28 protein-coding genes and 1 pseudogene are annotated in these 23,770 nt (G+C 49.1%); 13 read left to right on the top strand and 16 right to left on the bottom strand.

The window, feature by feature from the left end; all coding sequences use genetic code 11:
- Window positions 1-4 precede the first annotated feature (4 nt).
- The 7 genes from M0R33_RS04170 to ettA form a co-directional block, all read right to left on the bottom strand.
- Window positions 5-1,297, bottom strand: a complete 1,293-nt coding sequence (locus M0R33_RS04170) for an adenylosuccinate synthase (protein ID WP_292565525.1) — start codon at window positions 1,295-1,297, stop codon at window positions 5-7.
- 26 nt (window positions 1,298-1,323) lie between these two features.
- Window positions 1,324-2,520 (bottom strand): ATP phosphoribosyltransferase regulatory subunit, encoded by a 1,197-nt coding sequence (locus M0R33_RS04165; RefSeq protein ID WP_292565522.1) that lies wholly within the window; start codon window positions 2,518-2,520, stop codon window positions 1,324-1,326.
- A gap of 71 nt (window positions 2,521-2,591) precedes the next feature.
- Window positions 2,592-3,446, bottom strand: a complete 855-nt coding sequence (hflC, locus tag M0R33_RS04160; protein ID WP_292565520.1) for a protease modulator HflC — start codon at window positions 3,444-3,446, stop codon at window positions 2,592-2,594.
- 1 nt (window position 3,447) lies between these two features.
- Window positions 3,448-4,635, bottom strand: a complete 1,188-nt coding sequence (gene hflK / locus M0R33_RS04155; protein ID WP_292565517.1) for an FtsH protease activity modulator HflK — start codon at window positions 4,633-4,635, stop codon at window positions 3,448-3,450.
- A gap of 150 nt (window positions 4,636-4,785) precedes the next feature.
- Entirely contained in the window at window positions 4,786-6,051 is a 1,266-nt protein-coding gene (gene hflX / locus M0R33_RS04150; protein ID WP_292565513.1) for a ribosome rescue GTPase HflX, read from the bottom strand.
- A gap of 11 nt (window positions 6,052-6,062) precedes the next feature.
- Entirely contained in the window at window positions 6,063-6,305 is a 243-nt protein-coding gene (gene hfq, locus M0R33_RS04145; RefSeq protein ID WP_013819459.1) for an RNA chaperone Hfq, read from the bottom strand.
- 292 nt (window positions 6,306-6,597) lie between these two features.
- The gene (ettA, locus tag M0R33_RS04140; RefSeq protein WP_292565504.1) at window positions 6,598-8,262 is read right to left on the bottom strand and encodes an energy-dependent translational throttle protein EttA; all 1,665 of its coding nucleotides are present in this window, start codon (window positions 8,260-8,262) and stop codon (window positions 6,598-6,600) included.
- Between the two features lie 161 nt (window positions 8,263-8,423).
- On the opposite strand from ettA, the pseudogene M0R33_RS04135 reads away from it, so the two are divergent.
- From M0R33_RS04135 to M0R33_RS04085, 11 genes and pseudogenes are all read left to right on the top strand, one after another.
- Window positions 8,424-8,552, top strand: a pseudogene (locus M0R33_RS04135) (IS3 family transposase); the annotation flags it as partial.
- A gap of 185 nt (window positions 8,553-8,737) precedes the next feature.
- Window positions 8,738-9,196 carry a DUF5658 family protein gene (locus M0R33_RS04130; protein WP_292565501.1) on the top strand — a complete coding sequence of 153 codons (459 nt, stop codon included), beginning with the start codon at window positions 8,738-8,740 and terminating at the stop codon, window positions 9,194-9,196.
- Window positions 9,197-9,268: 72 nt separating this feature from the next.
- Entirely contained in the window at window positions 9,269-9,997 is a 729-nt protein-coding gene (locus M0R33_RS04125) for a TatD family hydrolase (protein WP_292565498.1), read from the top strand.
- Complete coding sequence (locus M0R33_RS04120) at window positions 9,990-10,748, top strand: tRNA threonylcarbamoyladenosine dehydratase (RefSeq protein ID WP_292565495.1); 759 nt, start codon at window positions 9,990-9,992, stop codon at window positions 10,746-10,748. The genes M0R33_RS04125 and M0R33_RS04120 overlap by 8 nt, the downstream gene beginning before the upstream one ends.
- Window positions 10,741-11,151: a hypothetical protein gene (locus M0R33_RS04115; RefSeq protein ID WP_292565492.1), complete on the top strand. Its 411-nt coding sequence runs from the start codon at window positions 10,741-10,743 to the stop codon at window positions 11,149-11,151. The genes M0R33_RS04120 and M0R33_RS04115 overlap by 8 nt, the downstream gene beginning before the upstream one ends.
- 51 nt (window positions 11,152-11,202) lie before the next feature.
- Window positions 11,203-12,126, top strand: a complete 924-nt coding sequence (locus M0R33_RS04110; RefSeq protein WP_292565489.1) for a methyltransferase domain-containing protein — start codon at window positions 11,203-11,205, stop codon at window positions 12,124-12,126.
- Between the two features lie 12 nt (window positions 12,127-12,138).
- On the top strand, window positions 12,139-12,951 hold the full coding sequence (locus M0R33_RS04105) for a TOBE domain-containing protein (RefSeq protein WP_292565486.1): 813 nt from the start codon (window positions 12,139-12,141) through the stop codon (window positions 12,949-12,951).
- A gap of 30 nt (window positions 12,952-12,981) precedes the next feature.
- Entirely contained in the window at window positions 12,982-13,494 is a 513-nt protein-coding gene (locus tag M0R33_RS04100; RefSeq protein ID WP_292565483.1) for a YgjV family protein, read from the top strand.
- A gap of 250 nt (window positions 13,495-13,744) precedes the next feature.
- Window positions 13,745-13,963, top strand: coding sequence for a cold shock domain-containing protein (locus tag M0R33_RS04095; protein ID WP_292565480.1), 219 nt, complete (start codon window positions 13,745-13,747; stop codon window positions 13,961-13,963).
- A 295-nt stretch (window positions 13,964-14,258) separates the two neighbouring features.
- Window positions 14,259-14,621 carry a SirB2 family protein gene (locus M0R33_RS04090; protein ID WP_292565477.1) on the top strand — a complete coding sequence of 121 codons (363 nt, stop codon included), beginning with the start codon at window positions 14,259-14,261 and terminating at the stop codon, window positions 14,619-14,621.
- 384 nt (window positions 14,622-15,005) lie between these two features.
- The gene (locus tag M0R33_RS04085; RefSeq protein WP_292565474.1) at window positions 15,006-15,278 is read left to right on the top strand and encodes a DnaJ domain-containing protein; all 273 of its coding nucleotides are present in this window, start codon (window positions 15,006-15,008) and stop codon (window positions 15,276-15,278) included.
- A 149-nt stretch (window positions 15,279-15,427) separates the two neighbouring features.
- On the opposite strand, the gene M0R33_RS04080 is transcribed toward M0R33_RS04085, so the two are convergent.
- The 3 genes from M0R33_RS04080 to M0R33_RS04070 form a co-directional block, all read right to left on the bottom strand.
- Window positions 15,428-15,646 carry a Nif11-like leader peptide family natural product precursor gene (locus M0R33_RS04080; protein WP_292565471.1) on the bottom strand — a complete coding sequence of 73 codons (219 nt, stop codon included), beginning with the start codon at window positions 15,644-15,646 and terminating at the stop codon, window positions 15,428-15,430.
- 328 nt (window positions 15,647-15,974) lie between these two features.
- Entirely contained in the window at window positions 15,975-17,675 is a 1,701-nt protein-coding gene (locus tag M0R33_RS04075) for an ATP-binding protein (protein WP_292565468.1), read from the bottom strand.
- 4 nt (window positions 17,676-17,679) lie between these two features.
- Window positions 17,680-19,041, bottom strand: coding sequence for a (Fe-S)-binding protein (locus tag M0R33_RS04070; protein WP_292565464.1), 1,362 nt, complete (start codon window positions 19,039-19,041; stop codon window positions 17,680-17,682).
- A gap of 235 nt (window positions 19,042-19,276) precedes the next feature.
- Between M0R33_RS04070 and M0R33_RS04065 the strand changes: the two genes are divergently transcribed.
- Complete coding sequence (locus M0R33_RS04065) at window positions 19,277-19,573, top strand: DUF6156 family protein (RefSeq protein WP_292565461.1); 297 nt, start codon at window positions 19,277-19,279, stop codon at window positions 19,571-19,573.
- Window positions 19,574-19,580: 7 nt separating this feature from the next.
- Complete coding sequence (locus M0R33_RS04060) at window positions 19,581-20,060, top strand: GNAT family N-acetyltransferase (protein ID WP_292565458.1); 480 nt, start codon at window positions 19,581-19,583, stop codon at window positions 20,058-20,060.
- Window positions 20,061-20,127: 67 nt separating this feature from the next.
- Here the strand turns inward: M0R33_RS04060 and M0R33_RS04055 are convergent, their stop codons facing one another.
- From M0R33_RS04055 to M0R33_RS04030, 6 genes are all read right to left on the bottom strand, one after another.
- Complete coding sequence (locus M0R33_RS04055; RefSeq protein WP_292565455.1) at window positions 20,128-20,709, bottom strand: nitrogen fixation protein NifQ; 582 nt, start codon at window positions 20,707-20,709, stop codon at window positions 20,128-20,130.
- An 80-nt stretch (window positions 20,710-20,789) separates the two neighbouring features.
- The gene (locus tag M0R33_RS04050; RefSeq protein WP_292565452.1) at window positions 20,790-21,140 is read right to left on the bottom strand and encodes a 2Fe-2S iron-sulfur cluster binding domain-containing protein; all 351 of its coding nucleotides are present in this window, start codon (window positions 21,138-21,140) and stop codon (window positions 20,790-20,792) included.
- 18 nt (window positions 21,141-21,158) lie between these two features.
- Window positions 21,159-21,446, bottom strand: coding sequence for a 2Fe-2S iron-sulfur cluster binding domain-containing protein (locus tag M0R33_RS04045; protein ID WP_013818297.1), 288 nt, complete (start codon window positions 21,444-21,446; stop codon window positions 21,159-21,161).
- 286 nt (window positions 21,447-21,732) lie between these two features.
- Window positions 21,733-23,013, bottom strand: a complete 1,281-nt coding sequence (locus M0R33_RS04040; protein WP_292565448.1) for an FprA family A-type flavoprotein — start codon at window positions 23,011-23,013, stop codon at window positions 21,733-21,735.
- Window positions 23,010-23,441 (bottom strand): ArsC/Spx/MgsR family protein, encoded by a 432-nt coding sequence (locus tag M0R33_RS04035; RefSeq protein WP_292565445.1) that lies wholly within the window; start codon window positions 23,439-23,441, stop codon window positions 23,010-23,012. The genes M0R33_RS04040 and M0R33_RS04035 overlap by 4 nt, the downstream gene beginning before the upstream one ends.
- Window positions 23,442-23,446: 5 nt before the next feature.
- A complete protein-coding gene (locus tag M0R33_RS04030) occupies window positions 23,447-23,725 on the bottom strand; it encodes a ferredoxin (RefSeq protein WP_013818294.1) in 279 nt (92 codons plus the stop codon).
- Between the last annotated feature and the right edge of the window lie 45 nt (window positions 23,726-23,770).

Here is a 23,770-nt window from a genome sequence, read left to right as displayed (position 1 = left end):
ATTTTTAAGCAAACGGACTCTCAAGCATAATGGTTTCGTTGCGATCCGGTCCTGTGGACAAAATAGTGACCTTGACGCCGACTAATTCCTCGATGCGGGCGATATAGGCCCTGGCATTTTCCGGTAACTGATCGAATTCGGTCACGCCCGCCGTAGTGCCCGACCAACCCGGCATTTCCTCTATGACCGCTTCGCAAGCCGCGTATTGATCCGCTCCCAGCGGAGCGGTTTCCGTGATTTGACCCTTGATTTTATAGGCGGTGCAAATACCGATTTTATCCAGTCCATCCAACACATCCAGCTTGGTCAGGCAAATTCCGCTCAAACTATTCAATAAAGCCGACTTACGCATAGAGACTGCATCGAACCAGCCGCAACGACGTTTTCGGCCGGTGGTGGCGCCGAACTCATGGCCTTGGACGCCCAAATGTTCACCGTAACCGTCAAACAATTCGGTAGGAAAAGGTCCATTGCCAACCCGGGTAGAATAGGCTTTGGTGATACCCAATACATAATCGATGGCCAAAGGCCCGACACCACTACCGGTCGCCGCGCCGCCCGCCGTGGTATTCGACGAAGTCACGTAAGGATAGGTCCCGTGATCGATATCCAGCAAAGCACCTTGCGCACCTTCAAACATGATGTTGCTGCCTTGCATTTGAAACGCCAACAACTCTTCACCCACATCGGTCAACATGGGTTTGATTAATTCGCCCAACTCTAGCGTGTTTTTCAGAATAGCATCGTAATCGACCGGCTCGGCATGGTAATAATTCACCAGCATAAAGTTGTGGTATTCGACCAGTTCCTTTAAGCGTTTGGCGAATTCCTCTGAATTCAACAAATCGCCGGCCCGCAAACCGCGTCTGGCCACTTTATCTTCATAGGCCGGACCGATACCGCGGCCGGTAGTGCCGATAGCTTTATCGCCGCGAGCTCTTTCCCGTGCCTGATCAATGGCAACGTGCACCGGCAAAATCAGCGCACAGGCTTCACTGATTTTCAAACGGTTTCTGACCGGAACGCCGGAGCTTTCCAGAATATTGATTTCTTTCAGCAACGCTTCCGGGCATAACACTACCCCGTTGCCGATCATGCATTGCACGCCTTCCCGCAATACACCCGACGGAATCAGGTGCAATACGGTTTTTACACCATTAATGACCAAGGTGTGGCCGGCATTATGACCGCCTTGGAAACGGACTACAGCCGCGGCCTGTTCGGTCAATAAATCAACCAATTTGCCTTTACCCTCGTCACCCCACTGCGTGCCAATTACAACAACATTTTTACCCATAGCTTTTCCAATCTTAAATGAATGCTTTAACGACTACCCAATGGTTTAACCAGCCATTGTTGATCATGATTTTCCAATATTGCCGAACAACCTAATTGTTCCGCCGAACCTTGCTGACCCGGCAACTGCTGTATCACTCGGGTGCCGGCCGCGCGTAAATCTCTGATAAATCGCGACAAATCACTATCGTCGCCCGCTGGCGGCGCAAACACACTTTGCTGAACCGAAACTGCATCGCTATCGAACAGTGACACCAACACTTTCAGATCCGCGCTGAACCCGGTAGCCGGTCTAGCCCGACCAAACACGGCGCCGATATTGTCATAACGACCGCCACGCGCAATTTCCCTGCCCACGGTGGGAACGAAAGCAGCAAAGACCATACCGGTGTGATAATGATAACCACGCAATTCAGCCAAATCGAAACTGACGGTTAAGGACGGATAATCCCGCTGCAATTTCTGCGCAATACTTTGTAAATCCTGTAATGCGGTACGGATACCATCATTGTCGATATCCAGCAATTCTGAGGCTTTAGCCAATACTTCAACGCCGCCATTCAATTTGGGCAATGCATTAAAAATCGCTTTGAAATGCGCCGGAATGGAAAATTGATCTACCAGCTCGGCAAGCTCGGTCCTAGCTTTGCGTTGCAACACATCGAACAACTCGGCTTCTTGCTGCCGACTCAGTCCGGCTTGTTCGACCAATGCGCGATAAATACCGACGTGCCCCATATCCAAATGCACATTTTGTACACCACTGATAGCCAGCATTTCCAACATCAGCTGGATCACTTCATAATCGCTTTCAAGACCGGCATGACCATAGAGCTCCGCACCGATCTGCATCGGGCTACGGGTTTTTTCCAAAGGATCACCCAGGGTATGCAAGGTGGTACCGGCATAACAAAGCCGAGTCGGCCATTCGTGCTTAAGATTGTGCGCGTCGATACGCGCCACTTGCGGAGTCATGTCGGCACGCACGCCCAACATCTCGCCGCTTAATTGATCGGTCAGTTTAAAGGTTTGCAAATCGAGATCGTGTCCCGAACCGGTCAATAGCGAATCCAAAAAATCCACAAACGGCGGTATTACCAGCTGGTACCCCCAACAATCAAAAGTATCGAGCAAGTCGCGGCGCAGGCGTTCCAGGTGCGCGGCTTGTTCCGGCAACACCTCGGTAATGCCTTCTGGTAATAACCAGGAGTCTTTTTTTTGCATTTTCTTTGTCCCAATCGCAGAAAACGCCCCACGGAGCGGAGCGCTTTCTGCTGCATTACGAATGATAAATCTTATTTTTGATGCTTAAAGAACTTGAAGAAATCCGAATCGGGTTCCAACACCATGATATTGCCGGATTTACCCAGGCTTTGTTTGTAAGCGATCATGCTACGGTAAAACGCGTAAAAATCACTGTCTTCACTATAAGCTTTGGCAAAAATATCGGCGGCCTGAGCATCGCCCTCACCGCGCAATACTTCAGAATCGCGATAGGCGTTCGCCAAAATGATTTCGCGTTGTTTATCGGCATCCGCCCGGATGCGTTCCGCAGCCTCGGAACCTTGCGAACGAAACTCTCGTGCCACTCTGGCCCGTTCGGCTTCCATACGCTGATAAACGGAACTGCTGACTTCATTAGGCAAGTCGATGCGCTTGACCTGTACGTCGACAATATTGATTCCGAGCTTTAATGCATAGGGCGAGACATTGGTAATCAATGCTTCGCGGATGGCGCTACGGTCGGTGGAAACGAGTTGTTTGATTTCGCGTTTGCTAAACTCGCTTCTAAATGAATCCTTAATGATCTGATCCAGGCGAATGTTGCCCTGGTTAATGTCGCCACCTACCGAGGTATAGAAGGTTTTGACATCGGCTATCCGCCATTTGACGAAAGAGTCGACGATGACGTTCTTCTTTTCCGCGGTCAGGAACCGCTCGGGGGTCGAATCCATGGTCAGGATGCGAGAATCGAACTTTTTGACATTATTAATAAACGGTATTTTGAAATGAATACCGGGTTTAAAGTCCACTGCAACGATTTCACCCAACCGAAACTTGATGGCTCGCTCGGTTTCAGTCACGGTAAACACCGACATGGACAGCAACACAACCAGTGCGCCAACGGCAACCACTATTTTATTACCCATCTTAGCGTCCTCTCACATCGCGTTCACGGCTTGAAGCACGGATATCACTTTTAAATTCTCTAGCGGGAGACGTTGAAACAGTTTCGTGACTCACCGGAGCTGCCTGCACCTCATCGTTGGTTTTATTCGTCAACTTATCCAGCGGCAAATACATGATATTGTTACCCCCTTTTACATCAACTAGTATGTTGTTTGAACGTTCCAATACTGATTCCATGGCTTCTATATACATACGTTGCTTGGTCACCGCCGGGGCTTTCTTATATTCGACCAACAGTTGCGAGAAACGGCTGACATCACCCGTTGCCTCTGCAATCACTTTTACTTTGTAACCTTCCGACTCCTGAATGACACGGGATGCACCACCGCGTGCCTTAGGCACCACATCGTTGGAATAGGCTTCCGCCTCGTTGATCAAACGTTGTTTATCCTCGCGGGCACGAATGGCATCTTCAAAAGCGCCTTGCACTTGCTCGGGTGGTTGAGCATCCTGAAGATTGACACTGGTAACCAATATGCCGGCTTTATAAGTGTCCATAACCGCCTGGATTTCCGCTTTAATCGCCATGACGATTTCGCTACGGCCTTCGGTCAAGACAAAATCCATATTGCTGGCGCCAATCACACCGCGCTCTACGCTCTCGGTCACTTGTTTCAGAGTCGAATTGGGATCCAACACGTTGAATGCGTAATCTTTTGCGTCTTTAACTTGATACTGCACCGCCAATCGCACATCGACGATATTTTCGTCTTTGGTCAACATCATGGCTTCCTTAGGTACCGATCCCATGGCTTGACCACTACCGGATCTGTAGCCGACCTCAATGAAGCGTTGCTGCTCAACATTGATAACTTGTACTTGTTCGATGGGCGCCGGCATATGCCAATTCAGACCGGGGTTAGTGGTTTCGACATAAGCACCGAAACGGGTAACCACGCCGCGAGTACCCTCGTCGACAGTATAAAGACCGCTTAGCACCCACAAAACCAAAGCGCCCGCAGCCAGATAACCAATGCCTTTCATGGCCGCGCCCTCAGGATCGCCACCGCCTCCGGAACGACCGCCGAAGATACCGCCTAGTTTGTCCTGCAATGAACGAATGACTTCATCCAGATCGGGCGGACTGTTTTCTTTATTGCGACCACTCCAGGGGTCTTTATTATCACCACCGGGTTCATTCCAAGACATACCAAACACTCCAATTGGATTGTAAACTTTGAATCTTTGTTCGTTAACTGAAAACTACCATGTTTTTCAGCAAAGCAAAGGTTGACATTCTATCGCAATTTCGAAAATACTGGGCAACTAACTGGACTACACACATGCTAATCCAAGCAGTTAAGCAACTTCCTCAACCCTGATATCTTTAAGTAAACCGAGGTTTTTTTTATCAATTTCAATAGTCAATTCGCAATCGCCTTGATCATTGACTGTTTCATTGATGAAGCGAACCAAACCAAACCATTTGGCTTTCATACCGGCCTGACTGGCCGGCAGAAAACATCTCTTGATGATTTTACTGTTGGCAAAAAACATCGACAAAGCCTGCTGCAATAAATCGCAACCCGCCCCAGTTTGCGCGCAAATCCAGACATTCACCGGCATGCCCTGCTCATCGCAGTCGATATGCGGCAACACACCATCGAGCAAATCGATTTTATTGAATACTCTTAATTGTGGAATTTTGCCGGCCTCGATATCGTCCAGCACTTGATTAACCTGAAAGATGGTGTCCTCCCTATCTTCCGCGTGAGCATCAATCACATGCAGCAGCAAATCGGCCTCGCTGGCTTCCTGCAAGGTTGACCGAAACGCAGCCACCAGTTCATGAGGCAAGTGACGGATAAATCCCACGGTATCGGCCAACACCACCTCGCCGCTATCGCCAACAGCCAAATGCCGCAAGGTAGGATCCAAAGTCGCAAACAATTGGTCTGCCGCATAAATATCGGCACCGGTCAGGGTATTGAATAATGTCGATTTACCGGCATTGGTATAACCCACCAATGATACGGTGGGAATTTCGGCTTTTTTGCGCTTACTGCGACCTTGATGCCGCTGTTTTTGCACTTTCTCCAGGCGCTGCTGAATTTGTTTAATCCGCACGGCCAGCAAACGCCGATCGGTCTCCAGCTGGGTTTCGCCGGGACCGCGCAGACCGATACCGCCTTTTTGCCGTTCCAAATGAGTCCAACCCCGAATCAAGCGAGTCGACAAATGCTTGAGTTGTGCCAATTCAACCTGCAATTTACCTTCGAAGGTTTGGGCGCGTTGGGCAAAAATATCCAAAATCAAGCCATTTCTGTCCACCACCCGCACTTCCAGGGCTCTTTCCAGATTGCGCTCCTGGCTGGGAGATAAAGGATGATTAACGATAACAATGTCCGCTTGCCGCGCGATAACAACCGCTTTGATTTCGTCCAACTTGCCTTTGCCGACAAAATATTTTGGGTCGGGCCGCTGCCGGCTACCGGTCACTACATCGACGGTCTGGGCACCGGCGGATTTGGTCAGTTCTTTGAGCTCGTCGAGATCTTCTTGCCCAACTTGCAAATTTAGGTGAACGAGAACTGCTCGCTCACCCGCATCAGGACGTTCAAACAAACAAAAACCTCTTAGCTTTCATCACTGGCATCGGCATCGCGATGCATATTAACGTTTTTGCTGGGCACAATAGTGGAAATCGCATGTTTGTATACCATTTGATTAACGGTGTTTTTTAACATCACCACATATTGATCGAAGGAATCAACTCGACCTTGCAACTTGATACCGTTGACCAAAAAAATTGACACAGGGGTATGCTCTTTTCTCAGAGCATTCAAAAAACTATCCTGCAAGTTTTGTGCTTTCGACATCCTCTTTCTCCTTATTATTGTTCAGGCTGCGGCTATACATTACCTACTATACCTGTTGATTTCAACACACTGCGACCGGGGCTATCCTCGCAGATAAAGAAACATAGTCGGGTCGGGTTAAAGTATTTCAAGTCTAGCCGGATATTAATTTTCATTTTGGTTAGTTTTGTTTCAGAGAATCCACTCCGATACGCAAAAATATTTATCTTTGATCAGCCTTTCTAACATCAATTATTGCACGCCTCAATAGTATTAAACCGAGACGTGGAAATCGCTAAATAAGCTACCAACCCTAAACAATTTTTTTGTATTTGATACGATGCGGATTATCGGCATCAGTTCCCAAGCGCCGATGCCTATCCTCTTCGTAATCAGCATAATTACCCTCAAACCAGACTACTTCACTGTCTCCTTCAAAGGCCAAGATGTGGGTAGCAATCCGATCTAAAAACCAACGGTCATGCGAAATAACCACCGCACAACCTGGGAACGCCAGTAAGGCTTCTTCCAGAGCCCGCAAAGTTTCGACATCCAGATCGTTGGTAGGTTCGTCAAGCAGCAACACATTGCCGCCGCTTTTCAACAGCTTGGCCAAATGCACCCGATTACGCTCACCTCCGGACAACTCGCCGATACGTTTTTGCTGATCACCACCCTTGAAATTGAATCGACCCAGATAGGCCCGCGATGGCGTTTCGTATTTACCGACCGTGATCACATCCAGACCGTCGGAGACTTCCTCCCAAACGGTTTTGTTGTTATCCATGTCGTCGCGCAATTGATCGACATAAGCCAGCTGCACGGTCTGACCGATGGTGATCTCGCCGGCATCCGGTTTTTCAAAACCTGCCATCATGCGGAACAAAGTGGTTTTACCCGCCCCATTCGGTCCAATGATCCCGACGATACCACCTGGCGGTAGTTTGAAGCTTAAATTATTAATCAATAAACGATCGCCGAAGCCTTTGCTGATGTTATCGGCTTCGATCGCCACATCGCCGAGACGCGGTCCGGGCGGAATATAAATCTCCTGGGTCTCGTTGCGCTTTTGCACTTCCACCGACGACAATTCTTCAAAGCGCGCCAAACGCGCCTTGCCCTTGGCGTGCCGGCCTTTTTGATTTGAGCGCACCCACTCCAATTCGGCCTTCATGGCTTTTTGGCGCGATGACTCCTGCTTCTCTTCCAGTTCCAGGCGTTTTTCCTTTTGCTCCAGCCACGACGAGTAATTACCTTCCCAAGGTATACCCATGCCGCGATCCAGCTCCAGAATCCAGCCGGCCACATTATCCAGGAAGTAACGATCATGAGTGACCGCAACTACTGTACCGGCGTAGTCGTGCAGGAAGCGTTCCAGCCAGGCAACCGATTCGGCATCCAAATGGTTAGTCGGCTCGTCCAGCAACAACATATCGGGTTTGGACAACAATAATCGGCATAAAGCCACCCGGCGTTTCTCGCCCCCGGATAGCTTAGTGACATCGGCATCCCAATCCGGCAAACGTAAAGCATCGGCGGCAATATCCAAGGTACGATCCAGATTATGCCCATCGCATGCATTGATAATATCTTCCAATTTGGCCTGTTCGGCGGCCAGTTTGTCGAAATCCGCATCCGGGTCGGCATAAGCGGCATACACCGCATCCAATTGCGCCAAAGCATCCTTAATGGGTTGCACTGCTTCTTCGATATTGCCGCGCACGGTTTTATTCGGATCGAGTTGCGGCTCCTGAGGCAGATATCCGATATTGATGCCTTTTAAAGGAATCGCTTCGCCTTCAATTTCCTTATCAACCCCGGCCATGATCCGCAGCAACGTGGATTTACCGGAGCCATTCAAACCCAACACACCGATTTTGGCGCCCGGGAAAAAGGACAAGGAAATATCCTTAAGAATGTACTTCTTGGGCGGCACAATCTTGCCAACCCGATTCATCGAAAATATGTATTGCGCCATTACATTAATTGTATTGATTTATAAGAGGGATTTTTATATAAATTTTCTTTGCTACGCCAAAATATTACGCTAAATAGACAATATGCATAGATGCAAATCTGAGCAATTTTTCTATTATACCGACTCAATGAAAAAGGGCTAGCCATCACGATGAGGCCAATTCACCCAAATGCCTGCATCGGCAATTTAACGTCGCGAAACCCAATCATGTTTCAGCGACGAACATCACCTATATCCGCGTACTCGGTTGGCTGTATCTGGCAGTGGTGATCAATCTATTTACCCGGCAACATCGTGGGCGTCAGAATAGTTGTCTATTGTTTTTGGTACTAAGGCCCTAGCAGACAATCCCGTTAAAAGTTTGACTCACATCAACATTTTGGTGAAAGATCGCGACAATTCTCTCTGTAAATTAGGAAAAAACGACGTTTTGGTATAAGTTGAAGCCGAAATCGTTTGATACAGGAGAGGGGCCATGAAAACGAATATACTCCGCCCATTGAAGAGCGCTGGCCGCGTTTTAGCCTATACCGTCAATGACTTAGCGTTATCTTTAAGATGTGCTTGCATTTACAACCGTTCACCTCATACCGCAATCCTCAGCATCGACCCCGCGCAATTTAAACTCTTCATCAATACCTCGCTGATTCTGCTGTTTGCCCTGCTACATACCGCCGACGGCATCGTCACCTATTTCGGGCTTAAGTTTAATTATGCGACCGAAGTTAACCCGATACTGATCTTTTTTGCCGGCACCATGGGTTTGGGGCTGGCTATTTTTGCACTCAAACTGCTTTGCGTGGAATTCATCGCCGTGTTGTATTTCGCCCGCCGCAATATCGGCAGTTGCTGGGCCACAGCCTCCTTATTCAGCGCCGATGCATTTTACAGCTGGGTAGTCAGTAACAATATCCTGTTGGTGGTCAGTGCTTGACGGCGTAACTCGTAGCCCATAGATAGCCGATTAGACCGGCAATACCTCAACAAAATTTGCTTATCGGCTTAAATGCCTGGAAAAACCTCGCCCGCTCAAGACCTGATTGATATTCATTGCCATCAATTTAGCCACGCGAGCCACAGCCAAATCCTTAGTCTCGACGCGCACGAACTTGCCGACGCCCAGGTTTATACCTTAGCCCAAACATCCAGTCGCCCGGAAGATTCAATTAGCGGCAGCTGTTATTTCAGCTTAGGCATACACCCCTGGTTTATCGAGCGTCAAAATATCGATTCCGCTTTGCAAGCCCTTATCGCCTTAAAAGACCACCCCAAGCTATTGGCTATCGGCGAATGCGGCCTGGACAAGTGTATCGACACGCCGATGAGCATGCAGATTGAGGTATTCAGCCGCCAAATCCAACTGTCCGAGGATTTTGGTAAACCGCTGATCATCCATTGCGTGCGAGCCTTTGCCGAATTGCTGCACTTGAAAAAAAGTCAGGCTCCCAGCCAAGCCTGGATCATGCACGGCTTTACCGGCAGACCGGGCTTGGCTGCGCAACTGATCCAGCACGGCTGTTATATATCGTTTGGCAAAGCGCTGTTACTGCCCGGCAGCCCGGCAAGTCAAACTTTACAGGCTATACCCATCAATAGGCTGTTTTTGGAAACCGACGCTGCCGACCTCTCAATTGATACAATCTATGCGGCAGCGGCTAAAATACGCGGAATTGACCCCGCACACTTGCGCCGACAAATCCATACTAATTTTTCAAACGTGTTTCTCAATGACTGACTTAAGCTGGCTTTCCCGCACCGAACTTCTTATAGGCGACGCTAAACTGGAACGCTTACAAAAATCCCATGTATTGGTGGTCGGCATGGGTGGAGTGGGATCGTTTTCCGCGGAATTCATATGTCGGGCCGGCGTGGGAGCAATGACTATCGTTGATGGCGACGTGGTGGAAACCAGTAACCGCAACCGCCAGTTACCGGCTTTGGCGACCACGATTGGACAGTCCAAGGCCGATGTGATGGGCGAACGTTTACTGGCTATCAATCCGGATTTGAAGCTGACGATTAAACACGAATTCATCACGCCGGACTCCGCCGCCGAACTGCTCGATACCCATTATGATTACGTCGTCGATGCCATCGACAGCCTGACCCCTAAAATCCACCTGATCCGCGCCGCCAAAGCCCGGAAAATGAAAATCATCAGCTCAATGGGCGCTGGCGGCAAGCTGGATCCGACTCATCTAAAAGTGGTGGATATTTCCAAAACCTATAACTGTCCGTTTGCCCAGTTCATCCGCACCCGGCTGCGCAAACACGGCATCAGTCGCGGCGTCAAAGTGGTGTTTTCACCGGAAGTGGTCAACAAGGATTCGCTGATGTTTACCGACGGCAGCAATTACAAAAAGTCCGCCTATGGCACCATCTCTTATTTACCGGCGGCTTTCGGCGGCGTATGCGCCTCCGTGGTAATACGCAATTTAATTCACGAAGCCGCCCACGCAGAACCCAAACCCGCTGAACATGACTGACTTTAAACCCGAACAAACCAGCACGACCCTATTGGCGAGCGGTAAAAGCAGCCGCTTGTTGGAGATGCGCAAGAAAAGCACGCAGGCGCAATCGGCCGACTCGACAACTGCAACCGGCTTTGATCTCACAGCGACACAGTCCGCCCGCAAAGGCATAAATCCGCAATTGTTGTTGGCACAGCAACTGATCGATCAGCGTTTAGCGGAAATTCTGGCCTATTTTCCAGCCGGAAGACAGCGCAGTCTGTTTAAAATCCGCTACGGCGTTGATCCCGACAATCTCAAGCAGCAACCCATTCAGCAAATCTTCAACGTGCTAAAAATCAGTCATCCACTGTTCAGCAACCCACGTGGCGATACGAAGAACATTCTGGAACTGAATTATAATGGTCAGCAAGCTTAAATCACCACTAACTCAACGCGGCAAACCTTAAAATCCCAATCTTACCCAACCATGATTTACACCATAGAGCCTAACCGGGATTACCGCGACCTTACCCAATCCGACCATAGCGACAACCCCTGCCAAGCCATTAAGGCCGACGCCACCCGTCATTACGACGAATGCTACCGCGATTATCTGTTTGCCTGGTGCAATAGCGATAATTTGGCGCTGCATTACGGATACTGGGATCAAACCAGCCCTTATCAACAACACCGGGCCTTATTGAATAAAAACCAGGTTTTATACCAAAAAGCCGCTATCAAACCTGACGAAAATGTCCTGGATGCCGGCTGCGGTATCGGCGGCAGCAGTATCTGGATGGCCAAACAACAGGGCAATCGGGTAACCGGAATCACCATCAGCGCCAAGCAAGCCGACTACGCGCGCCAACACGCCAATAGACACGGCGTGTCCGGATTAGCAACATTTGAAGTGGCGGATTTCTGTCAAACGCCGTTTGCCAACGCGTCATTCGACGTGGTGTGGGCCTTGGAAAGTTCTTGCCATGCATTGAATAAGGGCGATTTTTTGCGCGAAGCTTGGCGGGTATTAAAACCCGGTGGACGCATCGTAGTCTGCGACGGCTTTTTATTGCAACGCCGATTTAATGCTCGGCAATGGCAAGCCTTGCTGACCTGCTTAAACGGCTGGGCCGTGCCCAACCTGTGCACACGGGATGAATTTACCCAATTATTACAACAACAGGGGTTTGCGGAGGTTAATTGTCAGGACATTACCGCCCAAACTCTGCCCTCGGCCGATTACATGTACAAAGTGGCCAAACGCCTGCAACCGGTACAAAAAATCAGCCAATGGCTGGGTTTCCGCACCCCGGCGCAAACCGCCAATTTTTTGGTCGGTTTGGCCCAACACCGGTTATTCAGCGAAAAGCTCACCGAATATCTGATTTTTACCGCCCAAAAACCAGCGTAAATTGCAATCACCATGCCGCAAAAGCCTACCGTCAATCCGCCGTCCCAGTTCATTGAAGCCGACTTACGCTTAGCCGGTATGCTTGATAGCCGCATGATCGGTTTATTGAGAGCGATCGATCTAAGCGGTTCTATCAACCAAGCGGCAAAACAAATGGGCTTGAGCTATAAAGGTGCCTGGCAAATCATCGAGCGCGCCAATAACGGTTCTCCGAAAGTATTGATAAACACCATGACCGGCGGCAGCAAAGGCGGCGGCACCCGCTTGACCGAAACCGGCCGGGCGTTTTTAAACTTGTTTGACCGCCTGCAAATCCAGCATCAACAATTCCTTGCCCAACTCAATAAAGATCTGCTGGATGATCCCAATATTATTTTACTATTACAGCGTTTGGTGGTGAAAACCAGCGCTCGCAACCAATTGTTCGGCCACATAATCGACATTCAAATCGGCACTGTAAGCGCGGAAGTGTTGGTTAAATTAAAGGACGGGGAGCAGATTGTTGTCACCACAACCCTGGCCTCTATAGAAGAAATGGGCTTACGCGTCGGTGCGGACGCATTGTTATTGATCAATAGCTCCGATATTACCTTAGCCTCGGATGCCGATCACAACGCTTTTTTGGTCAATAACCGCCTTCCTTGCCGGGTGCTTCGAGTACAGCAGGATCAGGTTAACGCCGAAGTGATGGTATTACTGGCCGGAGGCGAAACCCTTGCTGTCCTGAATACCCCCAAAAGCGTTATCGACATGGGCATAGAACCAGGGCAACATTTATGGGTTATTTTTAACAGCAATGCGGCTATCTTAGGCGTCAAAAACTAATGGGACTTAATTATCTGCAACGCAACCCAATTGACTCTTGCCGCAAACCCGATCTTGCCGGCCTACCTAATCGGCGCTGTAGGCATTTTTGTCGAATGGCGCTCCTATTATTTACAAGGCGAAGATGAATTTCGCCGTTGGTCTGCATTAGGCGCTTTATTGTGGGCTCTGCAATATGTGCTGTTAGGGGCCTGGACTGCTGGCCTGAGCATGGCTGTTACGGCTTTAAGGACTCTATTATCCGGACTACATCCCAAAAAGCTATTCAAACACGCTTCAGTCGTTGGGTTTGTGGTGATTTTCGCCGGTTTAACCCACTTGTCTTGGCAGGGTTATATGTCATTACTGCCAGCCTTTGCGGTTAGCAACACCACTTTGGCCCTATATTATTTTAACAACCGTGCAATGCGCATTGCGCTATTGGCGTCCAGTGCGGCCTGGATAATAAATGATGTGTACTGGCAGGCCTGGCCCGCCTTGATTGCCGAAAGCGTGGCGATTGGAATCAATATTCGCACTATTCGCAAAATATTAATCGAGTAGTTTTTTTTAAAAAGAAATATAAATTTAAACAGTGCCAATAAGTATTTCCTCTCATCCGCATAATAAAATTGACATTACCTTTAATCAGCCTAGAATAGGCTCCAGCTAGAAATTAAGTGTTACCAGTGTTTACCGATTCGATGTCTCTTCTGTAGTTATTCGTCCTGTTTTTCATTTCGTAATTTCCACATTTACCAGCTATATCCGCCTTTACACAAGGCTCAATTACACTCTTTATAGGACTCTTTTCATGTCTACTACAATGACAACCGGTGTGGTTAAATGGTTTAACGCAGACAAAGGCTTTGGCTTTATCGAACAACAACAAGGCCCGGATGTATTCGTACATTTCAGAAATATCCTGTCTACCAGCAATAATTACAAAACGCTGGACGAAGGCCAACACGTACAATTTAAATTAGGCCGTGGCCCTAAAGGCCCGCAAGCCGAAGAAGTGACCATCATCTAATTTCGCGAAAAGTTAACCGCAATCCTAATAATCTTAGGGTTGCGGTGTTCCCCCGCCCTGCCAGTACCGCAATTCGACTCTTCGAATTTGTCTACCGTTCAGCCCCTAAGAACGCGCGCCAGACAATAGCAAATTCTGATCCAAACATCTAACGCCTCGCCATCCAGACGGGAAAGTGCGACGTTATGCACTCATGAATGCTTTAGCATCACATCATTTTAAGATCCGGTTTTGCATATCAAGCCATTCGGCGTAGAGTATTGCCAATATTAACCACACATAAATCCTTCTAACTATGCTTAAACATATACATCTTTTATTTGTTGCTCTGGTTACCTTTGGCTTCCTTGGCAGGGTTGCGCTGGCCCAATACCGTCCGGAGATGCTGCAACAGAAATGGATCAAATTGTCGCCCCACATTTTGGCGGGCTTATTACTGCTAACGGGTTTCGGCTTGGTTTTTCAAGGCAACTGGTTAGCCGGTAGTTATGGCTGGATTGTAGCCAAATTGATTTTGATGTTCGTTTTCATCGGTCTGGGGCTGATGACCATGCGCGAACAAGGCCAAAAACGCTGGATAGCCTTCGGTGCCGCATTATTCTGTCTGTTTTACATCATTAAAGTAGCCTTCGCTAAACAAGTGTTTTTCTTCCTTTAAAGGTGTTTTCCCGCTAAGGTTCAGCCATTACCGACCCGACTATTGGCAAAAAATGGCAATCGATATCTCTGGTTATCGTATGCCCATTAATTCTACGATAGCGCGGCACAATCATTAGTGGCAAGAAACAACAATTTAAAGTTTCCGCCGGTTCAAAATGACAGTTCATACACCAGCAACTGCCATTTATGACAATTCCTGACGAGTATGGCAGCTGATTTTTCCATATTTAGCGATTTTCTGCCTTTCTCGTCTTATATACCGCCATCTAGCAGTAACCAGCCGCGATTGGCACTCAGGTTGCTTAATAATTTCAATTTACGTCAAGAACAGTCTCTCCCAATTCTATTTTTGGCATAAAAGTAATTATTCTAAGGCGAACGAATGCAGGAACATCAAAATTACTACAATATTTTAAAAGTAACTCAAGATGCACCTACAGAGGTCATTCAAGCTGCTTTCAAAGCACTAATGCAGTTAAATCATCCTGATAATTTTAAAGATAGAGAGGATGAGTGCATAGCAATTGCCATGCAACTTCGAGAAGCGTGTGACGTGTTAATTAATCCCGATACAAGAGCCCAATATGACAAATGGCTGAATAAAGAAAACGATATTCAGTTATCCGAACAGTCGGCAGCCAAAAAAGCTGCATGAACGTAAATATTACTTTCCGTAGCCAGCTAATCTTTTCAAACTAGGGCCTAGATCAAATATCACATTGATCCAGCAAGGTGATTAGGTAGGATAACCGACTTAAAAAAACCGCCGTACTTGCACGTACCCTACAAACACGGCGGTAAGATTTATACTCGCAACAAAGCCTTGGCCAATCTTTCCGAAAGCTGATCTTCGGTAAATTGAGGTTCGTTGGGCGGATACAATTCCACTTCATCAATTTCAAAACCAAATTCCTTGCCTAGAGCCAGCATCTCTTTAATTTTCAGGCAAGCTTTCAGCTTTTCTTTAAGTTCCGAATCGACCTTGGCTTTTTCAGAAAACTCTTTTATTACTTTGATTGACATTGATAACTCCGTGATAAGTCAGGAAAAATTAATGGAAAAATCCACTATCTTCTATAGCAAAATTGTTACCAAGTTGATTTAAGGATTTTTTATATTATTTTTCAAAAACTTATATCACTAACAAACCGGCTTGGCATGGCTATTACCAGACAAAGACAATGGTTTTGTAGCAAACCGCACAATTACGCTTGTAAGCAATTACCCATACACCGTTACCTGTTTGTTCAATCCTTTAACAGCCTCATCCGGCCAACACAAACGTAATCGCCAGTAAGCCCGCACCTTAGCTTGACTTATTCATTCAGCGAAAACGGCAACCTCCAACGCTTTAAATTTCCGCCAACTCCAGCCCCCGAAACACTGAACAGCGTTTGAACACATCCAAATCCGGTTCCAACTGCTTTTGTTGGCAAAACTTAGCGACCAGCTTTGTAAGGCCTTTAATGTCCCGCCCGGAGGCTCCAGGGAACACACTAGCCAACTCGTCGATTAAGGCTTCCGCAACCGGTAGGGAAAATTGCTGGGTCATCACCCGCCAAATTTTGCAGCGGTCGGCATGGTCCGGCGAGTGGTAGCGAATCATGGCGATACAACGAGAAATAATCGCTTCGTCAATGTCGTCCACCCGGTTGGTGGTCATGAACAGCAAGCCGTTGAAATACTCCAACACCCGTAAAAACACCCCGACCACGGCATTGGAAGCCAAGTTATCCGCACGCTTTTTGATATACACATCGGCTTCGTCGATCAGCATCACAGCACCCCAACGTTGGGCGCGAATCAAGGTTTCCTTCAAGGTTTTTTCCATTTCGGCCACATTCAGGCCCAATTGACCGGAATGCACCCGGTATAGCGGCCGCTTGATGATTTCCGAATATACCTCGGCAGTTAAAGTCTTGCCTACTCCAGCCGGGCCGGCACACAGCACCGTGGTGCCGCCTGATTTACCTGCCACGATATCGTCAGTCAGCATGTCCATTTCCGCGGTGAGTATGTCGATCAAATCGGTCTGTTCCGGCGGCAAAATTAGTTTTTGTTTCAAGTCCGGTTGGTAGACATAGGGCTGCATATCGTCGACATGCACCCAAACGTGGTGATGCAATTCCAGATGAAAGGTCAGGATATAACCGTGCATCGGCAATTCGGTGAACAAACCGGCCGGTATCTCTTCTTTATAAGCCTCGACCGCCGCTTCGGTTTTGCTGTCGTAGCGCATGCTTTTACCTGCCTTGCGCAGATAGGTACCCAAAATATCGCCTGAGGCATCCAGGCTTAAGGCTCGCTCGCTGAGAATATTTTCATCGTTAACCAAGCGGCAGGCACCGCCGCCGGACGATAACACCACCGTATTTTTGCGAGTCCAATCACTGTTGCGATGGCTGGCGGTCGGATCGTCGGCATACACACCGGTTCCCCAGCCGGAGAACTGTTCGCCGTAACGGGCCCGCCAGTCGAAATAGCGGCCGGCGGCTTCGTCGTAGCCGGCGATCAAATCGGCGGTTTCCTTCAAATAACTTTTGCCGGCAAATATTTCCGGAATGGTTTTATCGGCCAAATCCTTGCTGCGTATGATCAGGGTTTCATTGGCAATTTTGCCTTTGCTGTTGGCTTTCAGCTCGATCAGAATACGCCCAGCTTCTTCCTCGCCCGGCGGCGTGTAATCCAGGCGGGTAATCAGATAAGCCAGCGTTCTGCCGGACGGTTCGACATGAAACAGCCAGCCGCGTATCGCCCCTTCCAATAGATAACGGGCGATGGCCGGCAACAGCATTTCCAGTTGCTCGGCATTATAGCGTTGACTGTGAGCCGCCATGGCTTGTTGCAAGGCATTTAATAACGCAGCCTGTTGTTGCAAAGCCTCACCGGCTTGCGCATAAATCCCGGCCAGACTGGCGAGTTCAAGCTCGCTGAGTTGGTCGTAACTGACCTGGGCTTTATTGCCGAGCCGCAATTGATCGCTCAAAGTGTGCAAGCGCGGGTGCTCGCTCAACAACGGTTCCAGATAACGTTTCTCGATCTGTAATTTCATCTCATCACTCCTGTGACGGCAAGGCCATGCATAATACTTGGGAAAGATGCAGCGGCTCGGCAAAGCCGCCATTCTGGATCTGCTGTTGGCAAGAAAAGCCATTGCTGACCAACAAGGCATCGGGCTCCGCGCGCAAGGCCGGAAATAACGCCTGTTCGGCCATGGCCTGGGCGTGCTCGACATGCTCGGCTTCGACGCCGAAATTACCGGCCATGCCGCAGCAGGATGATTCGATTAATTCAAAATCCAATCCAGGCACCTGCTTTAACAGCTTGCGAACCGATTTGATGGCGCCGACCGCTTTTTGATGGCAATGGCCGTGCAGCAATAGACGAGAGACTTCCGGCAAAGCCTGAAACTCCAGAGTCCAGCGCTTGGCGGTTTGCTCTCTGACGATAAACTCCTCCAGCAACACCACTTTCTCCGCCATTTTTTTCGCTGGCTCGCCCAGCCCCAGTTTCAGGTATTCATCTCGCAAACTGAGTATGCAGGACGGCTCCAAACCGACGATGCTGCGCCCTGCCTGAACGTGGCTCTCTAATGCTTTAAGTAGGCGTTGCGCCTCGTGTCTGGCCTTATCTAACCGGCCGTTGGAAAAATAGGTCCGACCGCAACACAGCGGCCGCTGCGGCTCATCTTCATCCAACGGTCTGGCAATATGTACTTGATAGCCGCCGGCCTTTAACAACCTTTGCGCTGCTTCGGCGGCGGCGGGATTAAAATGATGATTAAAGGTATCGACAAACAATACGACTTGTTTCTCTACCGATCCGATAGACACAGCATCCTTAGCCGACGAACCGTAACGGAAAGGCTGTCGGGCAGGCACAGGCAAGCGAATTTTGGCGCTGATACCCAAGCCCGCCTCTAACAGACGCGCCAGCCAGCCCAATTGATTACGCAATAGCAACAATGGACGCACTATCCGCCAACAGAGTATTTTGGGTAACTCGCCCCATAAACGCCGGCGTAACGACAAGCCGTGCTGCGCCACCTGTTGAGCCAGAAACTCGGCCTTAATCAAAGCCATGTCTACTTCGTTTTCGCATTCGCGCCTACAGCCTTTACAGGACACGCATAAGGCCATTGCGTCAGCAAGCGCCGGACTCGGGTTCAGAAATACCTGCTCATCCTCGGCATTTAAGGCGGCTTTTAAAAGTTTGACCCGACCGCCCGGCGATAAAACCGGATTGCCGCTAATCCGATAACTGGGACACATCACCCCTTTACCGGTCTGCTCGCATTGCTTGCTGCCGATACAGACCGCGACTGCTTTCGCATAATCCGCGCCGTGTTTGGGGATATCCGCATAGGCATCACCCATACCGGCGTTTTCATAAGACGTCCAATCCAGAAACAGTTTCATACGCATTTGGCTGATTGAAAATTGCATTCAAGCAAAATCGACGCCAAATACTAAGGCCGGCTGCGCTGATATTTGACGCCGCTTTGGGGGAGATGACGATGTAGTAAACGCTACAAGCTAAAGGGATTGTCTGACAGTCACCTCGGCAATATCGGCAGAGCTCAAGCAGTTCACGGCATGATTGGCCGGCATAAACCTTGCTTTTAATAAGTTTTTTAACTATCCCATCAGCGCCATGAATTTAGAAGACTTAGTCAGCCGCTATTTTATTAGCTACAGCGGCGTTAAACTCCCACTGAAATTGGTCAACGAAATAGAAGACGGCGGTCTAGCTAACCGCAACACCTTTTTCAAAGGCTATTTTGACGCGCGGAACCGCATGGTCCGCTGTGAAAAATGCGTGTACGGTGAAACCGAATTGCTGCATAGTTACACTTATGATGATAACGGGGTATTACGGCAAGCCGAAATTACCGATGCCGACGGCGAGTTGACCCTGCTGACATTCGATGAACAAGGCCAAATCTGCTAAGTAAACCATGCGTGATTCAATCGAAATTTCTCCGGCAAATGAGCACGATATCTCTGCACTCTGCGAGCTGCTGGGCATATTGTTCAGCCAGGAACATGAATTTCAGGCAAATCCGTCCATCCAACAGCGGGCACTTACCGAGATTATTGCCGACCAGACTATTGGCACTATATTTGTTGCCCGGTATCGTGAAAAAGCGGTCGGCATGCTCAGCCTGCTTTACAGCGTTTCAACCGCATTAGGTGGCCGGGTAGCCATCTTGGAGGATATGGTGGTACACCCCGATTTTCGTAACACCGGCCTTGGCGCCCGCTTACTCGGTCATGCCAAGGATGTTGCTTATACAACCGGTTGTAGACGCATCACGCTGTTAACGGATCAGACCAATCTGGCTGCGCAACGCTTTTACCTACGACAGGGTTTTAATTTATCGGGCATGCTACCCATGCGTTTGTTGCTAACGCAGGATACACAGACCACCGAATAGGCTATCGGTCGTTTCTTGAAAGCTTCCGGACTTACATAGAAAAATCAGCATCGAGGTGCAGCGAAATTTAATCTTCCGGCCCGAAACATTGCGGATAATCCTGGCACACTTCACAGGAAGGTGCCCGGCAAACGAAAAGCCCTTCCGCTTCGCAAAGTTGTTTGTACAGAAATTTCTTCCATTTCATGTCTTTGCTATTGCGTTCCGCCAGCTGGGGAAAATTGTGTATCAGCATGGCTGATAATTCTTTGCGGCTCCATAATCCCAAGTCCTGCCAGAGATGGTCGCTGCCTAAACAAGCAGCCACGATGATGGTGATCAGCCATTCGGTTTCCGCGTACTCTGCGGTTGCAGACTGCCTTAACAATTGCTCCAAATCCTGCTTTTCCAGCATGCGGCTAAAATCCGGATTGCTGCCGGAAGGCGCCTGTTCCATTACTGCATGACCGCTAAATTGTTGCCTCAGTAATTGGCGGAATTGACTGTCACTCAGCCCCAGTCTGTCAGGTAAGGCACCCTCTCCCACCAGCCAACTGGCAATAATCTGTGCCAGCCAGACGCTATTGGCCGAGCCGTCGCTACCAGCGACCAGATCGCTGTAATGTTGTTGACGAATCGCTACTGCGGGAATTTTGACTTGAGCTTGCATGGCCGCATCCTCAAATGTCAGTCATGTCACACCGGTTACGCATGGATATGCTGCAAGGCCAGTGAGACATGCTGAAAGAATTAATACTCGACGCGTATGTCTTCGTCGCGCACGATCATCTGACAGGCCAGACGCCACTCGGACGGCAGGTCATCAACAATCATTTTTTCCAATTCCGCCTGAGTCACTTTACCCAATTGTTTCAGAATGGTTTTTTCCTTCTCGGTTAACGGGCCGCCCATACGTTGCAGCTTGTTGTCGATGCTGGATACCTTGACCAGGCAAGTGCCGCATTCGCCGTCTTCGCATTCAAAGTTAATCGGAATTTTGTTTTCCAGAGCCAGTTTCAAAACCGATTGCGTATGGCTGCCAGCCACTGCGTAGACGGTTTTATCACGATATTCCGGACTGGTAAATGTTACTAAAGCCATAAAATAGTCCTCACTAAATTAAACGGGTTTGACGGAAATAGTACCGCCCAACACTTGGGCCTGGCACGCCAGCCGATTGTGTTTGCCGGCCATGTTTTCCCGCAAAATTTTGTCTTCCAGCACCGATGGTTCGCTCAGATGATTCCAGCCCTCGGTGACTTTCATCAGGCAAGTTCCGCAGTCGCCTTCGCGGCAACCATAAGTAATCGCCGAGCCGACTTTTTCGGACACTTCTATAATCCGAGTCCCCGCCGGCACGGTAACGGTGACATTGATATCTTCAAAAGTAATGGTCGATTTGGCCATTTTTGACACTCCATAATGGTAAAAAATAAATCTAGGAAACCGCCTAATCCGACGCATTTCCATGTTGGAATCGTACAATTCCCGATTTTTCATTGCCCTGCGGCAATGATTTGCCCGGTTCATCCGTGCACCGGGGTTGTTTGCTTATGCAGCAAACTCATTGGTTTTGATAATGGGCAACCTTTTCGTTGTAACTTCCTGATGGTTCGTTCCGGCGCTGCTTGTGGCGGATCAACCGGAACGCGCTTTACCGAGTTTTATGCACTTGGCCTGACTTGAAAAAGCCTCAAGCCAAATCGGCGAAATTAATCACCTTGGCTTCCCGTAAACCCATTAGCTCCTGGGCCAATTCCAGGCCAAAGGCCTTGCACTCGATGATTTCGTCATCCGTGGGGATCAATTTCACCCGCAACCCCGGTATCGGCACCCGCAGTTTCAACCCGCGCAGCCTATCCTCTACCAACCGTACCCCTTCGCCGGTCCAACCGTACGAGCCGAACACTCCGCCCAGCTTGCTTTTTAAATTAATGACTGTCAGTGAAGACAACAAATCCCATATCGGTTTGACCGCATCGCCATTGATGGTGGGGGTGCCGAACACTAAACCGTCGGCTTCCTCAATCAGATCCACGAAAGGTCCCACTTCGCTGCCTTCAAGGTCGTAGAGTGAAACTCGCACATCTTCTACTTGCATCGCCCCCTGATAAATGGCTTCTGCCATACGTTTGGTATTGCCATAAGAGCTGATGTAAAAAATCAATAAGGTTTTTTGCTGGGCGCTAATTTCGCTATGCAAGGCCGAGCTGGATAGTTGTCGATACCGTTGCACGTAACGTTGCGGGCGGTCGCGCAGAATCGGACCATGGGTAGGCGCAATCAGTGTCAGCGGCAGGGGCTCGATCAACTCCAACGCCCGCACCACGTACTCCTTGAAAGGCCGCATGATGTGGGCATAGTAGTATTCGAAAGAGAACCGGAAATCGCCGACCTGATCGTTATACAAGCGGTTATCGCAAAAATGACAGCCGAACACATCACCGGAAAACAACATACTTTCTTCCGGCACATAGGTGCATTGCGTATCAGGCCAGTGTAAATAAGGCGTGTGCAAAAATTGTAAGCTGCGGTCACCCAACGACACAGAATCGCCGGTAAGTACCGGGGTAAAGCTGAGTTGTTCCTGTTTTAACAGGCCTTTCAACATCGACTGGGCTTTTTGGGAAATGAATAATTGTGCTTGGGGCGCCCGTCGCATTAATTCAGGCAAAGCGCCGGTGTGATCAGGTTCCAGATGATTCAGCACAATTACCTTGATTTCAGCGTAATCCGCCACGCTTTCAAGGCGGGCGAAAAAGTCGTTTCCAAAGCCTTCCTTGACGGTATCAATAATCGCCACCCCATCACTGCCACGCACAATGTAAGCGTTATAGCTGGTGCCATTGGCGGTTTTGAGAATGATGTCGAACGTTCTCAGATTGGGGTCTAGCGCGCCGATCCAGTGCACCCTTTCCGATAAAGCCACGGCTTGAGGTTGGCCCTCGGGGTTATGCAGAATCACGCTGTTCATGGCTGGCAGGCCTGAGTCTGATGCAGTTTCGGGCAGGTTTCCAGATCGAGGTTGGCATGCGGTTTCGCCTCAGCCAAGCCCAGCCAGGCATCAATGTTATCGATATCGAAACCCACCCGCCGTCTGCCATCCACTTCCAGCAGCGGACGCCGGATCAAGATGGGATTAGCGACCATCCATTCAATGGCCTGGGTCTCGCTGACGGTGAGCGGATCGAGTTCACCCGATTTAATGGCCGGCGCGCTGCTATTGAACCACTGCGGCACCGGTAAATCGGCAAAAAAAGAACGTAACCGTTGGCGGTTGTCCTTCCAGGGAAACTGCAACAAATCGTGCACAACCAATAGATGACCGGCAGCCACCAGTATCTGCTTTTGCCGAGCGTTATTGAAACAGCCCGGTTTCTCGTAAAAGTGAACGATGGCCATGGCCGTCAATGTGCTTGAAGTTCTGCCATCGCTTCGGCCATTTTTTCCGGCGGAATACCGGTCAATGAGCCGGGCGGATTGATCGCGATGCCGGCGGAATCCAATATCGCACCCTCGATAGGACAAATACTGGCGCATTGCGGCACATCGAAGTCGCCCACGCATTCGGTGCATTTTTTTGGATTGATCAGAAAATACGCCTCGGCTTTATAGATTGCTTTGCTGGGACACAACGGTTCGCAGGCATAACAATTGACGCAGGTATCAATGATTTTTAAAGCCATAATGATTCATCCTATATGTCGTGGATTGATTAACCTATTCAGGTT

Origin of the sequence: Methylomonas sp. (assembly GCF_023228165.1) — a bacterium.
In the GTDB taxonomy this organism is placed as follows: Bacteria; Pseudomonadota; Gammaproteobacteria; order Methylococcales; family Methylomonadaceae; genus Methylomonas.
The sequence above is the reverse complement of the archived record's forward strand: the minus strand, read 5'-3'. Positions and strand labels throughout refer to the sequence as shown.

Bases quoted from the DNA above. Each gene is read 5' to 3' on its own strand.
- M0R33_RS04120 (WP_292565495.1), top strand. From the start codon at position 9,990: ATGACTGACTTAAGCTGGCTTTCCCGCACCGAACTTCTTATAGGCGAC.
- M0R33_RS04115 (WP_292565492.1), top strand. From the start codon at position 10,741: ATGACTGACTTTAAACCCGAACAAACCAGCACGACCCTATTGGCGAGC.
- M0R33_RS04060 (WP_292565458.1), top strand. From the start codon at position 19,581: ATGCGTGATTCAATCGAAATTTCTCCGGCAAATGAGCACGATATCTCT.
- M0R33_RS04065 (WP_292565461.1), top strand. From the start codon at position 19,277: ATGAATTTAGAAGACTTAGTCAGCCGCTATTTTATTAGCTACAGCGGC.
- M0R33_RS04090 (WP_292565477.1), top strand. From the start codon at position 14,259: ATGCTTAAACATATACATCTTTTATTTGTTGCTCTGGTTACCTTTGGC.
- M0R33_RS04070 (WP_292565464.1), bottom strand. From the start codon at position 19,041: ATGAAACTGTTTCTGGATTGGACGTCTTATGAAAACGCCGGTATGGGT.
- M0R33_RS04055 (WP_292565455.1), bottom strand. From the start codon at position 20,709: ATGCAAGCTCAAGTCAAAATTCCCGCAGTAGCGATTCGTCAACAACAT.
- M0R33_RS04095 (WP_292565480.1), top strand. From the start codon at position 13,745: ATGTCTACTACAATGACAACCGGTGTGGTTAAATGGTTTAACGCAGAC.
- M0R33_RS04030 (WP_013818294.1), bottom strand. From the start codon at position 23,725: ATGGCTTTAAAAATCATTGATACCTGCGTCAATTGTTATGCCTGCGAA.
- M0R33_RS04105 (WP_292565486.1), top strand. From the start codon at position 12,139: ATGCCGCAAAAGCCTACCGTCAATCCGCCGTCCCAGTTCATTGAAGCC.
- hflK (WP_292565517.1), bottom strand. From the start codon at position 4,635: ATGTCTTGGAATGAACCCGGTGGTGATAATAAAGACCCCTGGAGTGGT.
- M0R33_RS04045 (WP_013818297.1), bottom strand. From the start codon at position 21,446: ATGGCCAAATCGACCATTACTTTTGAAGATATCAATGTCACCGTTACC.
- M0R33_RS04170 (WP_292565525.1), bottom strand. From the start codon at position 1,297: ATGGGTAAAAATGTTGTTGTAATTGGCACGCAGTGGGGTGACGAGGGT.
- M0R33_RS04040 (WP_292565448.1), bottom strand. From the start codon at position 23,013: ATGAACAGCGTGATTCTGCATAACCCCGAGGGCCAACCTCAAGCCGTG.
- M0R33_RS04085 (WP_292565474.1), top strand. From the start codon at position 15,006: ATGCAGGAACATCAAAATTACTACAATATTTTAAAAGTAACTCAAGAT.
- ettA (WP_292565504.1), bottom strand. From the start codon at position 8,262: ATGGCGCAATACATATTTTCGATGAATCGGGTTGGCAAGATTGTGCCG.
- hfq (WP_013819459.1), bottom strand. From the start codon at position 6,305: ATGTCGAAAGCACAAAACTTGCAGGATAGTTTTTTGAATGCTCTGAGA.
- M0R33_RS04075 (WP_292565468.1), bottom strand. From the start codon at position 17,675: ATGAAATTACAGATCGAGAAACGTTATCTGGAACCGTTGTTGAGCGAG.
- M0R33_RS04080 (WP_292565471.1), bottom strand. From the start codon at position 15,646: ATGTCAATCAAAGTAATAAAAGAGTTTTCTGAAAAAGCCAAGGTCGAT.
- M0R33_RS04125 (WP_292565498.1), top strand. From the start codon at position 9,269: ATGCCTGGAAAAACCTCGCCCGCTCAAGACCTGATTGATATTCATTGC.
- M0R33_RS04165 (WP_292565522.1), bottom strand. From the start codon at position 2,520: ATGCAAAAAAAAGACTCCTGGTTATTACCAGAAGGCATTACCGAGGTG.
- M0R33_RS04035 (WP_292565445.1), bottom strand. From the start codon at position 23,441: ATGGCCATCGTTCACTTTTACGAGAAACCGGGCTGTTTCAATAACGCT.
- M0R33_RS04050 (WP_292565452.1), bottom strand. From the start codon at position 21,140: ATGGCTTTAGTAACATTTACCAGTCCGGAATATCGTGATAAAACCGTC.
- hflC (WP_292565520.1), bottom strand. From the start codon at position 3,446: ATGGGTAATAAAATAGTGGTTGCCGTTGGCGCACTGGTTGTGTTGCTG.
- M0R33_RS04130 (WP_292565501.1), top strand. From the start codon at position 8,738: ATGAAAACGAATATACTCCGCCCATTGAAGAGCGCTGGCCGCGTTTTA.
- M0R33_RS04110 (WP_292565489.1), top strand. From the start codon at position 11,203: ATGATTTACACCATAGAGCCTAACCGGGATTACCGCGACCTTACCCAA.